This is a genomic window from Streptomyces zagrosensis, assembly GCF_014203645.1.
Lineage (GTDB): Bacteria > Actinomycetota > Actinomycetes > Streptomycetales > Streptomycetaceae > Streptomyces > Streptomyces zagrosensis.
The window spans coordinates 1-13,131 of the sequence record NZ_JACHJL010000020.1; the positions used below are offsets into that span (position 1 = coordinate 1).

At 67.7% G+C, this 13,131-nt stretch carries 16 protein-coding genes and 1 pseudogene; 3 read left to right on the plus strand and 14 right to left on the minus strand.

What is annotated here, in order from left to right; all coding sequences use genetic code 11:
• Nucleotides 1-179: 179 nt before the first annotated feature.
• On the minus strand, nucleotides 180-1,559 hold the full coding sequence (locus FHS42_RS28800; protein ID WP_184577240.1) for a helix-turn-helix domain-containing protein: 1,380 nt from the start codon (nucleotides 1,557-1,559) through the stop codon (nucleotides 180-182).
• 549 nt (nucleotides 1,560-2,108) lie between these two features.
• Between FHS42_RS28800 and FHS42_RS28805 the strand changes: the two genes are divergently transcribed.
• On the plus strand, nucleotides 2,109-3,149 hold the full coding sequence (locus tag FHS42_RS28805; RefSeq protein ID WP_184577243.1) for a helix-turn-helix domain-containing protein: 1,041 nt from the start codon (nucleotides 2,109-2,111) through the stop codon (nucleotides 3,147-3,149).
• A 145-nt stretch (nucleotides 3,150-3,294) separates the two neighbouring features.
• Here the strand turns inward: FHS42_RS28805 and FHS42_RS37605 are convergent, their stop codons facing one another.
• The 11 genes from FHS42_RS37605 to FHS42_RS28850 all read right to left on the minus strand — a co-directional run bounded on the left by FHS42_RS37605 (nucleotide 3,295) and on the right by FHS42_RS28850 (nucleotide 9,325).
• A complete protein-coding gene (locus tag FHS42_RS37605) occupies nucleotides 3,295-3,447 on the minus strand; it encodes a hypothetical protein (protein WP_246495557.1) in 153 nt (50 codons plus the stop codon).
• Complete coding sequence (locus tag FHS42_RS37610; RefSeq protein WP_246495559.1) at nucleotides 3,447-3,815, minus strand: hypothetical protein; 369 nt, start codon at nucleotides 3,813-3,815, stop codon at nucleotides 3,447-3,449. Before FHS42_RS37610 ends, FHS42_RS37605 begins: the two co-directional genes overlap by 1 nt.
• Before the next feature lie 7 nt (nucleotides 3,816-3,822).
• Entirely contained in the window at nucleotides 3,823-4,023 is a 201-nt protein-coding gene (locus tag FHS42_RS37615) for a hypothetical protein (protein ID WP_246495561.1), read from the minus strand.
• Between the two features lie 141 nt (nucleotides 4,024-4,164).
• On the minus strand, nucleotides 4,165-4,386 hold the full coding sequence (locus tag FHS42_RS28815) for a hypothetical protein (protein WP_184577245.1): 222 nt from the start codon (nucleotides 4,384-4,386) through the stop codon (nucleotides 4,165-4,167).
• Nucleotides 4,387-4,479: 93 nt separating this feature from the next.
• Entirely contained in the window at nucleotides 4,480-4,815 is a 336-nt protein-coding gene (locus tag FHS42_RS28820) for a hypothetical protein (protein ID WP_184577248.1), read from the minus strand.
• A 905-nt stretch (nucleotides 4,816-5,720) separates the two neighbouring features.
• Nucleotides 5,721-6,080: an STAS domain-containing protein gene (locus FHS42_RS28825; RefSeq protein WP_184577251.1), complete on the minus strand. Its 360-nt coding sequence runs from the start codon at nucleotides 6,078-6,080 to the stop codon at nucleotides 5,721-5,723.
• A complete protein-coding gene (locus FHS42_RS28830; protein WP_184577254.1) occupies nucleotides 6,077-7,348 on the minus strand; it encodes a SpoIIE family protein phosphatase in 1,272 nt (423 codons plus the stop codon). The genes FHS42_RS28825 and FHS42_RS28830 overlap by 4 nt, the downstream gene beginning before the upstream one ends.
• Nucleotides 7,348-8,157, minus strand: coding sequence for an alpha/beta fold hydrolase (locus FHS42_RS28835; protein ID WP_184577257.1), 810 nt, complete (start codon nucleotides 8,155-8,157; stop codon nucleotides 7,348-7,350). Before FHS42_RS28835 ends, FHS42_RS28830 begins: the two co-directional genes overlap by 1 nt.
• A gap of 44 nt (nucleotides 8,158-8,201) precedes the next feature.
• The gene (locus FHS42_RS37620; protein WP_246495562.1) at nucleotides 8,202-8,501 is read right to left on the minus strand and encodes a hypothetical protein; all 300 of its coding nucleotides are present in this window, start codon (nucleotides 8,499-8,501) and stop codon (nucleotides 8,202-8,204) included.
• An 18-nt stretch (nucleotides 8,502-8,519) separates the two neighbouring features.
• The gene (locus FHS42_RS28845) at nucleotides 8,520-8,867 is read right to left on the minus strand and encodes a hypothetical protein (RefSeq protein WP_184577260.1); all 348 of its coding nucleotides are present in this window, start codon (nucleotides 8,865-8,867) and stop codon (nucleotides 8,520-8,522) included.
• Between the two features lie 251 nt (nucleotides 8,868-9,118).
• Nucleotides 9,119-9,325: a hypothetical protein gene (locus FHS42_RS28850; RefSeq protein ID WP_184577263.1), complete on the minus strand. Its 207-nt coding sequence runs from the start codon at nucleotides 9,323-9,325 to the stop codon at nucleotides 9,119-9,121.
• A gap of 99 nt (nucleotides 9,326-9,424) precedes the next feature.
• Between FHS42_RS28850 and FHS42_RS28855 the strand changes: the two are divergent.
• A pseudogene (locus FHS42_RS28855) lies at nucleotides 9,425-10,037 on the plus strand (TniB family NTP-binding protein); the annotation flags it as partial.
• Nucleotides 10,034-10,999, plus strand: a complete 966-nt coding sequence (locus tag FHS42_RS28860) for a TniQ family protein (protein ID WP_184577266.1) — start codon at nucleotides 10,034-10,036, stop codon at nucleotides 10,997-10,999. The pseudogene FHS42_RS28855 and the gene FHS42_RS28860, both read left to right, overlap by 4 nt.
• Before the next feature lie 421 nt (nucleotides 11,000-11,420).
• Here the strand turns inward: FHS42_RS28860 and FHS42_RS28865 are convergent, their stop codons facing one another.
• Both FHS42_RS28865 and FHS42_RS28870 read right to left on the minus strand, forming a co-directional pair.
• Nucleotides 11,421-12,080, minus strand: a complete 660-nt coding sequence (locus tag FHS42_RS28865; protein ID WP_184577512.1) for an NADPH-dependent F420 reductase — start codon at nucleotides 12,078-12,080, stop codon at nucleotides 11,421-11,423.
• An 81-nt stretch (nucleotides 12,081-12,161) separates the two neighbouring features.
• The gene (locus tag FHS42_RS28870; protein ID WP_184577269.1) at nucleotides 12,162-13,100 is read right to left on the minus strand and encodes an SDR family oxidoreductase; all 939 of its coding nucleotides are present in this window, start codon (nucleotides 13,098-13,100) and stop codon (nucleotides 12,162-12,164) included.
• Nucleotides 13,101-13,131: the final 31 nt, after the last annotated feature.

A 13,131-nucleotide genomic window follows, 5' to 3' on the forward strand; every position in this document is an offset into this window, starting at 1 on the left:
CCCACCGTCGGCTCCATGACGGAGGCGAACGAAGCAGCCGGTCAGGCCATTGATCCCGCGCAGATGAGAGCGAACAATCACCTGGGGGTAGCGAACGGGGGAAGGTGATGTACCTCTTCGAACACGGGGATTCCTCACACGGTGATGGTGTATAGCAGAGGTGTGGGCGCGGTGGCGTACTACAGGGTGATCGGCAGCGAGTTCACCGGCTGGGAGATGGCCTGCGGGATGCACACGGGAGCGGCGTGGCCCGCCTGGGCACAGGTCAGGACGAGGAGTTGAAGGTAACCGAGAGAGACCGGACGTCCGGGGAGTTTGCCGGTTGCCTGTTCGAAGCGCTGGAGTGTGGCGGGTTTGATGCCCAGGTGCCCGGCGGCGTCGTGAAGGTCGAGTCCTGCGGCTTCTCGGGCCTCCCGGAGGGGTTCGGCGTTGTCGTGCCAGATCTGCGGTGCTCTCTCGGTGGCGTCCCGGGCGACGGCTGCGCGGGCCGTGGCGAGGGCAGCCTGGATTCGGTCGGTACGGGGGCCGAGCAGGAACCGGGCGAGCCGGACAGCGTCAGCCTCACGGTCGATACCCTCGCTCCAGAGCCGGGAGGCCTCTTCGTACACGCGGCCTCGGGCCGTAGCGCAGTCCTCGCGCTCGTCGGCGCCTGCGCCATAGCCGCGGTGCTGGTCGCTGGTGCAGGGCAGCGTGCTGTCCTTCGCGAGGTCCATGTCGCGGAACTCGTCGTCGGTCTCGATCTCGTCGATGACGTCCCGAACCTGCCGGCGTTCCTGCGGGGAGAGGACGCTCGCGAGGGCTTCGGCGGCGGCCTGGGCTTCGGGCCGGCCGGCGGGCTCGAAGCTGCCGCCCCAGGCATGGGATGCGTGCTCTCCCTCCGCCTTCTGGAACGCCACGTCGATGGCTTCGAAGGTGTGGGGGCTCCAGGTCTGCATCATCAGGAGGATTTCCCGCAGTGCCTCGGTGCGGGCGGTGGGCAGTATGTCGCCGCCGCCCCGCCAGCCGTGCCGGGACCCGGTGGGGGCCAGCCAGTCGGTGAACGTCTGCGGGCGCCGGGGGTCGTGAAGATCCGTGTCCCCGAACCACTGTGCGGCCCGCACCACGCAGGCGTGCGCGTGCTGAATGACGGCGTACCAGCCGGACAGTGCCTCCCGGTAGTCGTCGATGTGCTGGACCTCGCCGAAGGTGCCGGTCCGCGTACGGCAGTGCTGCGGGCATCGCGCCGCATGCACCCGGTAGAGAGCGGCACGGGTCTCGGAGAACGTCAGCAGGGCGGTATTCAGGTGCTCGTACTTGGGGCCGCGGTCGCGGCGCTTTTCGAGCCCGTGCTCGAGGAAGACCTGGAAGCGGGGTTCCTCACGCCAGTGGGCCGCAGCACTGCGGACGCGCACGTCGCCCTGCCACGCTCCGGTCGCGATGACCTCCCGCAGCGCCGAGGCCACGTCCCGGCGCAGGGCCGCACCCAAGGCGATCAGGACCGGCAGGCACTGGGGATCGTTCCCCAGCGCGGACATCACCAGATTGACGTCATCGTGACGGTGAAGATGACGCTGGAACACGAACGCTCCCCCATTGACGCAGCAGACCCCGGCCCTGGCTCCCCGCAGGGCCGTGGAGCGCAGTGCCCTCATCCTGCACCAGGGCTCGGACATCCGGCCCGCAGTCTGCTGGGCTGCCCAACTGAGCGTCATGCGGAGGCCGAAGTAACAGCCCTGTCCGCGGCGCACGGAGGCTGAAGAGCACACGCAGGTTTTCCCCACCGGGTTGCCGACCACCGGACGTCGGCAGTTCTTCTCGTCAGATAGCCGGTACGTGGCCTGCCTGGTTCGGATTGGTACGTGCCGAGCTTCCCCTTTTTCCCTGCGCACCGCATCGTGTCCGCGGCGCCCTCGGAAGAGCACCGGACAGCGACACCCCCCTCTCCCGTCCTGCGCGCGCTGAGATTCAGGTCCAGCCCCTGCCCGAGATTCCGTGCCAGCTCGGTGTTCCGTTCGGCAGCCGGCCGTCCCTGTCCTGCTCCACAACCAACTCACACCCAACATCAAATGAGCACTCAATGAGTGCTAATCTCAATGGAGACTACCTGTCGGACACGCGAAGGGGCGATCATGGTCAAGGAATCGGCGAACAACGCGGTGAAGCGGCGCCGTGCCCAGCTGAACCTCACACAGCAGGAGACGGCTCGGCGCGCTGACGTATCTCTGGCGACCTGGCGGCGCTTCGAGAACAGCGCGGACAGTGCCAGCGCACTGGACGGGTTCCGGACGGACAACCTGCAAGGATTCGCCCGGGCGCTGAAGCTCAGCGTCACAGCGCTGAGGCAACTGACTGATGCCGAGGCCACTCCGGAGGCCGAAGATCGCGTCGAGATCGACCAGTCGGTCAGCGATGTCGTGCAGTTGTTCAACAGGTCTTTCACCGGTGAGCCGCTCACCCCGGCAGACGCCATGGCCCTGGCCAACACCGTCGACTTCTCCGATTTCGCCCCCACCCGGGACGGCAAGCTGCACCTGGACACCTCGTTCAGCTACGAGTTCGCCGCTTACCTGAAAGGCGAGGCGACGATCCGGGACGTCGGCCTGTTGCGCGACCTGCCTGAGCTGGCTCTCACCCAGGTCAACAACCACTGGCTGGTGCGCATGGGTGAGCGCATTATGCGGATCGGCAGCGAACTGGGGAAAGGGCGTGTCCCGCGTCCTCAGTGCCTGGCCGACGAGTACGCCCTGTGGATCGTCATCCAGAACACCGACCCGCCTCAGATCGGCGACGTCCTTGACATGTTCCCCGGACTTCGGAACGCGGATGACGTGTTCGGCTACGACCCCGATGCCGACGAACCCGATGACGAGCACGCGATCCGGGAGGACTGGATGAACCGCATGGTGGGCGGCCTCCTGCCGCCGGACGAAAGCCACGGCCACCGGCGGTATGACCTGACACTCATGGAGGCGTACGGACAAGGCGTCTACGACCCCGGCGACCCCCGTCACCCTCTTCGCTGGTTCGACCGGGACGATCTGCGTGAACGGTGCACATCCGAGCTGGCCCTCGTCAGACTGCCGAAAGAGGAACAGGAGGCCCGGACCGCCGAAGCACTCAACCGCATGTCGGAATTGCTGCGACCGGGAACAGCCGACAACTCCCACTGACCACAGCGGTTCACCCAGGCCACACCCCCGGGTGCCGCTCCTCTTCTCCGTCCTACCGGGCAGTCCACCCCAGGCTACGGCGGGCTGGTGCACCACGGACGGTGGCGCCCACCGCGTGGGCATAGCGGCTGTTTCCCACCTAGGCTTAGAGTGTCGGGTGCGGTGATCTCAGGATCGGTTTCCAGGCGAACCAGCCCAGGTTTCCGGCGCCCAGTTCCCACGGGGACTCCAGCAGCAGTTTCCGGGTTGCCTCAAGGTCCGCGGTGACGGGAGCAGGAGCGGAACCGATACGGGTCATCAAGTCGCCCCGCGCGTGCCAAACTCCTCGTCCTCGCCGCGCAGTCGGGGTATCGCCGCGTCCACGCAGGCAGGCCATTTCGGCATACCGTAGTGATCGTCGTGGGTCCCGATCCGGGGAGCGCCAGCGAAGACGAGGAAGTCGTCCGCCGGCAGGATCTTCTCGAAGTGCCTGAACATGTCGATGCGCTGTTTCACCTGCTTCTTGATCTCCCCGAGGAATCCCCAGCCGAAGTACGTCAAGGTCCCCTCGCATCCCGGCCAGGCCATGTCCAGGACCAGGCCCTCCAGCGCGTAGAGACGGAACTGGTCGTCAGAGCCCAGGACGTCGAAGGCCTGCCGGGTGAGCCAGGTGTTGCGGGCGAACATCGTCCCGTCACGCAGTGCGACGGCTGGTCGGCCGGGAGGCGTGCGCGTCCTCGATCGGACCGTTGCGCCACACGGGCAGGACGAGCCCATGAGCCGCCGCCCACCGCAGTCCGTCCTGCGTCATGAAGACGCCCATCTCCTCAAGGCGCTGTCGCGCCCAGTCCAGCGCATCCTGAATGTCCTCGCCCACCGGCTCGCTCTCCCCCACGGCTCCCCACTTCCCTCTCTTTCTTCGGTGTTCGTGTCATCCGCGATGTGGCGCCCGAAGTTGAGACCAGAACATACGCGGGCCTCGCCGACTCACTCCGGTGCCCCTTCCGCGGCAGCCGTGGCGTCCGGCAGGCCGCTCTCAGGCGGATGGAGGCAGTTGGAAGGCCGTGCCGAGCGCGCGCAGTTCAGCGCGGCGGGCCTGCATGAGCTCCTCCGGCTGGCGCAGGGCGGTGTCCAGGAGCCACACTCCGCGGCGGAACGACTGGAAGCCAATGCTCTCCCACAGTGCGGCGATCTTCTTCTTCGCCTGGAGCCGATAGGTCTCGGTGACTTGCTCACAGTCCTCGGGGTACTCGCCCATACCGGGAAACACCGCTACCGCGCAACAGCCCCCGGACAGGCGGCGGATCGCCTCAGCGGCCAGAGCCGGGCCCAGCCCGAAACACCTCCACGCCTAGTCGAGGCTGACGCGGTCGAGGATCAACAGATCACCAACGGGATGCGTGACCGCTTTCTCGAACGCGGCGCTGTAGCCGGTGCGTCCGGAACGGCCAAGGACGGCGGAGACAATGACCTCAAGATCGCCGGACTCGGCGTCCACCGCCTCCCACCGGTTGTCGCCGGTGTAGTCACGCAGCCTCCACAGGATAAGGTGCCCGATCTTGGAGTCCGCTGCCGGGGCGCGACCGCCCCCGTCCCCTTCTACGACTTCCCACTCCTCGTCGCCCGCTGCCCCATAAGTGACCGCGACACGCCAGGGTTCCAGGGTGTCCTCGTAGTTGTAAGGCACCGCGGGATGTTCATGGCCGTAATGGAGGTGAAGACGGGCGGGGTCGCCCGGGAGTTCAGTAACCACCCGTTTAGGCATCGCTGATGTCATGGCAGAAAGACTAGGAGCAGGCACTGACATCCCACCGAGAAACGGGACGAACAAGACCATGGGCTGGGGCTGGTCCCCCTTTGGGCTGAGCATCCGCTTCTTGACCGAGTCGTTCGCGTCACCAGTGCCACGGCATACCGAGCCCGTCACTTGACGCCGGATCTGCCAGCTCGTCCATTCGACCGCCGTGCAGATCAGCAACTCCGCACGGCAGCGGCCCAGCCAACGAGACGACACCAGCGGAGACACACCGTCGGCACCCATAGCACCCCACCAAGCCGTCGGCCGCAGCGAGGAAGATCGCAACCACAGCACTCCATCGATCATCATTACCGGCGGCTCCGCAACGCTGAGCAACCCACGCTCGTATGTTGAACAGAGCCAAGAAAACCGCAGCTCAAATGACCTAAGTCGCGCAACGCGAAACATCACCCATCAGTAAATCTCAGCGCGTTCACCTCACCAAACCGAGCAACGCCCAGGTCAGCCTCGAAGGACTGCTCACTTCGAGGAAGGCCGCAACAGCCTCACCCCCGAACAACGCCAACGTTTCCGCCGGGCCGTCACCGCCTTCGTTCACGACCTGCGCGCCGATGGCCGCTTCCGCACCGGCCTCCGCGAAGCGCGTGGGTTCGTGGATTCCTGATCGCCTCAGGGGACGAACCCGCTCCCTGGCTGCCATTTGCGGGCGTGTGAGGCGCGAGTTCGGCGCCAACCCACGGCGGTGAGCCGTGGGGGAACGGGTCGGCAGCCATGGTGGCCAGCTGGAGCCCCGGGGCGGCCTGCGTCCAGATGCCGGGCTGCGCGTCGGTGGGTCAGCCGGCCGTGGGTCGCCAGGCGGCTTCGGCGTCCTGGGCGGTGAGGTAGATGAGGAAGACCTGTTCCAGACCGACGATGCGGAAGATCCGGCTGACGCGGTCGGGGACCGCTGCCAGGACGATGCTCGCCTCGGCGGCGAGCGCGTGGTTCCGGGCGGCGATGAGCACGGTGATGCCGGTGGAGTCGCAAAAGGTGAGGGTGCCGAGGTCGAGCACGAGCTGCTGGCCGGGATTCAGGCTGAGAGCCGGCAACGCGGCACGGATCTCGGGTGCGGTGTGGTGGTCGAGCTCTCCGACGAGTTCGATGACCGGCCCGGCCGGGGTGGTGCGGGTGTGGAGGGACAGGCGCTTGGTCACTGCTGCTCATCACTGTGGGGCCGGGGCACGTGGATGGCCAGGACGGCGGTGTCGTCGTCGACGCCAGTGCCGAAGGTGTCGAGCAGGCCGCGGACCGCGCTGATGGTGCCCGTAGCGGTGGTGGGGGCCAACGCGCGGCCGAAGTCGAGGAACGCGTCGTCGCCGTAGCGTTCTCCGCCGCCGATGGCGGCGTTGGTGTGGGCTTCGGTAAGACCGTCGGTGTGCAAAAGGAGGGTGTCACCGGGGGCAAGGTGCACCGTGGTGGTGGAGATGTGGGCGTCGGGCAGGACGCCGATGAGCTGGCCGCCGGGGGTGGGCAGGATGTCGGCGGTGCCGTCGGCGCGCATCAGCAGGGCCGGGGGGTGGCCGCCGCTGGCCAGCGTGATCTGGAAGCCGCCGTGGACGCGGTCGGGGGTGAGCAGACCGAAGACGACGGTGCAGAACCGGGGGTCGGCGCCGTTGTATTCGTGGTTGAGGACGGTGTTGAGGTTGCCGAGTACGGCGACCGGGTCGGGGTGGTAGACGGCTGCGGCGCGCAGGGTGTAGCGGGCCAGAGAAGTGACGGCTGCCGCGGCGACCCCCTTGCCGCAGACGTCGCCGAGGAACATCCCCCAGGTGCCGGCGGCGAGGGGAAAGAGGTCGTAGAAGTCGCCGCCGACCTCGTCGACGGAGGCGACGTGGTAGTGCGCGCAGACGTCCAGGCCGGGGACGTTCGCCAGGGTCGGCGGCAGCAAGGTCTTCTGCAGAGTCGTGGTCAGGGCCTGGAGGCGGTCGCGTTCCCGGTCGGCGGCCTGGCGGGCGCGCAGCAGCTCGGTTTCGTAGGCGCGGCGGTCGCGGGCGTCGAAGATCGTGGTGCGGATCAGCAGCGGCTGCCCGCCGCCGCCCTTCTTGACTGTGGAGGTGACCAGGACCGGCAGGCGCGAGCCGTCGGTGGCCTTCAGCTCCAGGGCGATGCCACTGATCTCTCCGTGCATCCGCAGCATCGGGGCGAAGTGGGTCTCGTGGTAGAGCCGGCCGCCGACCGTGAGTAGCTCGGAGAAGTACTTGCGGCCCACCAGGTCCTCGGGCTGGTAGCCGAGCCAGTCCAACAGGGTGGTGTTGACCTTCGCGATCCGGCCGTCGAGCTGGGTGGAGAGGTAGCCGCACGGCGCGTGCTCGTACAGGTCCTCGGCGCTGTCCTCGAGCAACGCGGAGAACTGCGCCCGGTCATCCACCGGCCCCTCGTCTTCTCTCGCTCCACCGTGTTCTTCGTCGTTCGTCTTGCTCATTACTGGATGGCTCCCGCGAAGGCGGCGATCGCCGCGGCGGTCTCCTCGGGAGCGGCGAGCTGCGGGCAGTGCCCGGTGGCATTCAGCGTGACCAGCTGACTGCCCGGTATCCGCGCGTGCACGAAAGCACCCACTTCGGGCGGGGCGATCGCGTCGCTGGAGCACTGGGCAACCAGGGCGGGAACCGCCACCCTGGCGAGGTCGGCGCGGTTGTCGGACAAGAACGTCACCCGGGCGAAGACTCGCGCGATCTCCGGATCGGTACGGCAGAAGCTGCTCGTCAGCTCCTCGCCCAGCTCAGGCCGCTGCGGGTTGCCCATGACGACCGGGGCCATCGCACCCGACCAGCCCAGATAGTTCGCATCGAGCGACTCCAGCAGCTCGTCGATGTCCTCAGCGCTGAACCCGCCCCGGTAACCGGCGTCAGGTTCGTCAATGAAGCAGGGCGACGGCGCCAGCAGCACCAGCCCGGCGAATGCCTCGGGCTCTCGTGCGGCGGCCAGCACGCCCATCATGGCGCTCACCGAATGCCCGACGAACGTTATCGGGCCCAGTGCCAGCTCGCGGCACAGTTCCAGAAGATCATCGGTGTACCCGTCCAGGGTCGAGTACCGCTCCCGGCTCCACGCCGTCAGATCCGAATTCCCGGCGCCCACGTGATCGAAAAGGACCACGGTGAAGTGGCGCTCCAGCTCCGGTACGACCAGGCGCCACATGTTCTGGTCGCATCCGAACCCGTGCGCCAGCATGACCACCGGCGCACCGGTCCGGCCGGTCACTCTCACGTGGTTCCTGCTCCGTACGTCCATGCCGCACATTCTCGCAGACCGGTCTGCGAGGATCGGGGCACGTTTCACCTAGGCAGCTTGGCGGTGCGTTCGAGGTGGGCGGCGGTGACGTAGCGCATGGCGGTCTGCTCGGTGATACCGAACAGCCGCATCAGCCTGAGCGGGTCCGCGCTCTTGGCTGCCTCGTTGCGAATGCGGTCCTGTCTCAGACCGCTCAGCGTTAGCCCGCGGGGAAGGGCTCCGCTCAGGGTGCCGATGCCGACGGCCGGGTGGTCGGGGCCGACCGCGGTCTTCTGGCTGACCAGCAGGTGAGTTGGTCGAAGCCGGCCAGCGGTGGTGGCGGTAGGTCGTCCAGTCGGCGGCAAGCTGGTGGGTGGGTTCCTCTAGGTAGAGGGTGTGCCGTAGGAGGCCTCGGCGGATAACGAGGGTGCCGGTGCCGCGTGCAAGGACGCAGGTCGCAGGTCGCAGGTCAGGATCGTGCGGAGTTCGTGGACGGGCACGGCGTGGGCAGCGGCCAGCACGAGGACCAGACGCCCCAGCGGGGTCTTCGTCTGCCGCAACGCGTTAACCAGCAGGTCGCTGGGGACCGGCTTGGAAATCCCTGTCGGGCTGCCGTCGCGAAAGTGCTGGGCGGGGTCGCGGAAGACCACCCGTTCCCGCTTCAGCGCCCTGAACAGACTGCGCAGGGAAAGGGCGAGCTGCCTGCGGCCACGTCCGAAATGGCCATCCACGGCCGCGTCGACGCAGCGCCGGTGATCTCTCGGTGCGAGAGCACATCGGCCTCTGCCCGCGCGGTGAGTACAGGCTGGAGGGAGGCCAGGCACGGGCGGATACCGTCGTAGTCGCGGACCTCGCCCTCGTAGCGCCCCTGGCTTCGTAACACCTTCACCCACTGCCCCACTTCGTCGGCGAAGATCTCCGGCAGCGCGGCAAGGGTGATGTCGATCCACGTCAGATCGACGCCGCGGTGGAGGTCGGGGTCCTAGAGGAGGATGCCCCGCTCTCGCGGAAACTGGCAGATGGTCTTGGCCTTGAGATCCGGGCCGGTCCGGGCCAGGTCGTGGATGTCCCGCTCGAAGATGGCCGCTTGGACGCCACACCAGTAGAAGTAGATGCTCAGGGTGCGAATGTTGCTGTTGTGGTTGGGTGACTGCTGCTCGTGCAGAACCCGGCTGAAATCCTCTACCATCCGTGCGGGCGCCCCGATCAGCACCAGCTCGGCCGTGTTCCGGCCCTGAAGGCGGGCCAGCAGACGCGCCCAGCCACGCCGGATGGCAAACAACTGCTCCTAGCCACCGAGTTCGTCCGCTGCCCCGGCATCCCCGTCGCCGCCGGCATGTCCCAGGCCCGGATCACCAACTCCGTCTGCTACACCTACACCGCTGCGGGCGTCCAGGTGGTGATGATCGAGAGATCCACCGGCTCAATCCCCGCACCACCACCGGCGCCCGGAGCGCCGACCTGATCAAAGACCTCACCGAACGCATCGGCGCCACCTTCGTCTACGCCGGCATTGACGTCACCACCACACCCCTATTCACCGGGGTACGCGGCGCGCAGCTCGCCGCACGCGCCTCCCTCATCGACTGCGCCGCCTTCCCCACCCGACTCGGCGACCAAGAGCCCTTCCGCAACCTCATCACCGCCATGGAAAGCGCACTCGACCTGCGCCACCACCGACCCGGAACCCTCCCCCAACTGGCCCCTACCTCCACGAACACACCGCCGGCCGCATCGGCAGCCTCGCCCGCCTCATCCGCCAGGCCGCCATCACCGCCCTCATCGACGGCACCGAACGCATCACCAAAACCACCCTTGCTGTCATCCGCCTCGGCCACCTCGCCGAACAGCACTACCAACCCCGCACCCGGCCCCGGAGCCAGAATGCCAGCACCCCGTGACCCGGACAGACGTCACGACCCGTGGCTCGGCCGCAGCCGCCCCTGCACAGCCCGGCGTCCTCACCACAAAGGCATGGCTGCGGCCCCCGTCAGCCGCGCCGGGCGTGCTCCGCGTACGGCCACTGACCGGCGAAGCAACCGCCTCATATACGCAACGCCTTGCCAACGCCTACCGGCTGGCGCTGCCCCAGCTCCTGGACGGCATCGGCATCACCCTCCACCGTCACGGCACCCTGCCAGCAGCCGAACTCCACCTCAACCACAACGCGGCCCAGCACCTAGCCGGCCTGACCCGCATCCCGCTCCCCCACCTGACGCGCGCCCTGTCCCACCTCGCCCTACGGGGCGACGCCCACCACACCGAAGCCGCCGCACGCTGGAAGCGGCTGGAGGCCGAGCAGCAGCCCGTCCGCGCCTGCACCCTGTGCACCCGACACCGCAGCCGCAGCGCCACCGACACCACCTGGGCCTATCGGCCGCCACACCGGCTGATGTGCCCGCGCCACCACCAGACCGCTCCAGACCCGCGTCTCACCACCACCATCCACACCTGGGCCGCGCCCGAACTAGCCGCCGCACACCACGCACACCAACGACTCCTACGACACCCCCGGACTACCACCACCTGGACCACCGCACGCGCCATCACCACCCGCTGGCACGACCACCAGCACCACCTCACCCACCGCTGGCACACCCGCCTCCACCAGCTCTGCGCGACCAACCCCCAGCAGCGCCTCCCCCACGCTCCTCGCACGCGACCTGGTGATCTACCCGGAAACCGTCACCCTCGCCGCCCTTCCGAACCCGCCACACCACGACACCGGCAAAACCCTCAACCTCATCGCCCACCAACTCGGGCTCCCACACCTGCCCCTCAACGCCAACGATCCCCTCCGCGTCTTCCTCACCCACCCACCAAAATGAACCCCCAAGCCCACAGAGAACACAGCCGCCTATAGACGTGCCACCACACCTACGAGAAACCCAAGATCAATCCCACACACCTACTGAACCGCAGGCCAAGCCCCCGAGCAACCAAACCAAACACGTTCCCAAGTCACGCCCATCACACCCGAACGCAACCGCTTCAACCGTCCCGAATCCCACCCCAAAAGACAGAACACCAGGCCAGAACAGCCCAACCACCTGAACACCACTGGCCCGCCACATCAGTGGGTTCCACACGGCGGCGCGTTGGTACTTGTCGGTGGCCTGGCGAAGGACCGCGAGCAGGCGGCTTCCCAGGTGATGCGGCTCGGCGAGGCCCTGGCCCGGCAGGTGTCCGCGGTAGCTGCCAGGCCGTCGCGAGCCAGGCCCTGCGAAGTAGCGGAGAGGTCTTCTGGGAGGTGCCCGGCATACGGCGGCGCAACTCCGCAGCGGTTACCGCGTTGCGGTGGCCAGCGCCGCGCGGATGCCGTCCTCGCCGACCGGCTGGCCCTTCTCGTTCGAGAATGGCCCGTACGGGGTCCCCCACACCGGCGTGCCCGTTGCCCGCCGCCAGCTATCGGCCAGCGGTCCCGCGTCCACCACGCTGTACCCGATGGATTCGATGAATTCGGTCACCGCTGCCTTCGCCGGCGCGCAATCCCCGGCGATCGGCAGGTACGAGCGGTCGGCCGACCCCGCCGGCCGGGCGAGTGACAGCAGGTGCTTGAAGGAGATGTTGTTGAACGCCTTCACGAGCATGGCATCCGGGACGTACCGCAGCAGCAGCTCGCTCGAGGTGAGCGACGTGCTGTCGAGCTCGGGAATGTGCCCGTCGCGCTCGGGGCCGTAGTTGCACGTGTCGATGACCGTCTTGCCGGCCAGTGGCGCGGCGGTCAAGGTGGGGAAGGCTTTGACCGGCACCGCGACCACGACGATGTCACCGGCCGCCGCGGCCTCCCCGCTCGTCGCCGCGGACGCCCGCGGCCCCAGTTCCGCGGCCGTGTCCGCGAGCGTTTCGGGACCGCGCGAGTTGCTGAGTACGACCTGGTGCCCGGCCTCGATGGCGAGCCGCGCGATGGTACTGCCGATATAGCCGCTGCCGATGAATCCCACAGTCGTCATATTCTCGGCGCCCCTCCAAAAGAGCCGAACCCTTGCCATTTGCCGGACTCATTGCGATTCGGGTCCTTGCCGTCAGCTGGCGGAGAAGTAATGGCCGTTGTCCAAATCGGCGAGCAGGTTGGGTTGAGCGGGTTCCCAGCCGAGGGTTTGGCGGGTAATAAGGTTGGACGCCGGGTAGTTCTGCGTGACTATGTTCGCGAGGAACCCGAAATATCCCGGCACCATCAGTTCATCCGCGGGAATGCTCACCGCGGGCAGGCCCAGGCGGTTGCCAACGGCTTCGGCGATCTCGCGGAACGGGATGCCCGCGTCCTCAACCGCGTGCCAATATGCGCCAGCCGGACCCTTTTCCAGCGCCAAGCGGAACAAGGAGGCGACATCGCGGACGTGCACGGCGTTCCACAGGTTCGCGCCGTCTCCGGGGTAGCCGGCGAAGCCTTTCTCTTTCGCGAGCGCGATCAGCGTGGGGAGGAAGCCGGCACGATCGGTCGTGCTGTGCATGATGTTGGCAATCCGCACGACCGAAGACCGCACTCCCCGCTCGGCGAGACCGACTACGGCGGCTTCCACGACGTTACGACCCCGCAGGGTGCCCTTGTGCTCATCGCAGACGGGAAGGGCCGGGTCCTCCTCGGTGGCCGGCCGGCCCAGGTGCTGCCCGGGCGAGCCCATGCTCCCCGCCGTGACCAGCGGCTTTCCGGTTCCCGCCAGTGCCTCGCCGTACGCGAGCATGATCGGGAGCTCAGCGGCGGCCACAGCGTCGATCCCGCCCGAGGGAAGCAGGTCTTGCCTGTGCGCGACGTGGATGACGCCGTCGGAGTCCGCGGCCGCTTCCTTGAGCCCGTCGAGATCTTGAAGGTCGCCGCGCCGCACCTTCGCGCCGAGCGCCGACACCGCCGCCGCGGCCGTGTCCGACCGGGCCAAACCCGTGACCTCGTGCCCGGCGGCGATGAGCTCGGGGATGATGTACGAACCGGAATGGCCGGTCCCACCAGCGACGAAAACGCGCATCTTGCTGTCCTTCTAAGAGTAGGTAGAGGGG

Excerpts from the sequence above, each read along its gene's own strand:
- FHS42_RS37605 (WP_246495557.1), bottom strand. The coding sequence starts at position 3,447 with ATGACCCGTATCGGTTCCGCTCCTGCTCCCGTCACCGCGGACCTTGAG.
- FHS42_RS28870 (WP_184577269.1), bottom strand. The coding sequence starts at position 13,100 with ATGCGCGTTTTCGTCGCTGGTGGGACCGGCCATTCCGGTTCGTACATC.
- FHS42_RS28850 (WP_184577263.1), bottom strand. The coding sequence starts at position 9,325 with ATGGTAGAGGATTTCAGCCGGGTTCTGCACGAGCAGCAGTCACCCAAC.
- FHS42_RS28815 (WP_184577245.1), bottom strand. The coding sequence starts at position 4,386 with ATGGGCGAGTACCCCGAGGACTGTGAGCAAGTCACCGAGACCTATCGG.
- FHS42_RS28830 (WP_184577254.1), bottom strand. The coding sequence starts at position 7,348 with ATGAGCAAGACGAACGACGAAGAACACGGTGGAGCGAGAGAAGACGAG.
- FHS42_RS28805 (WP_184577243.1), top strand. The coding sequence starts at position 2,109 with ATGGTCAAGGAATCGGCGAACAACGCGGTGAAGCGGCGCCGTGCCCAG.
- FHS42_RS28835 (WP_184577257.1), bottom strand. The coding sequence starts at position 8,157 with ATGGACGTACGGAGCAGGAACCACGTGAGAGTGACCGGCCGGACCGGT.
- FHS42_RS37610 (WP_246495559.1), bottom strand. The coding sequence starts at position 3,815 with ATGTTCGCCCGCAACACCTGGCTCACCCGGCAGGCCTTCGACGTCCTG.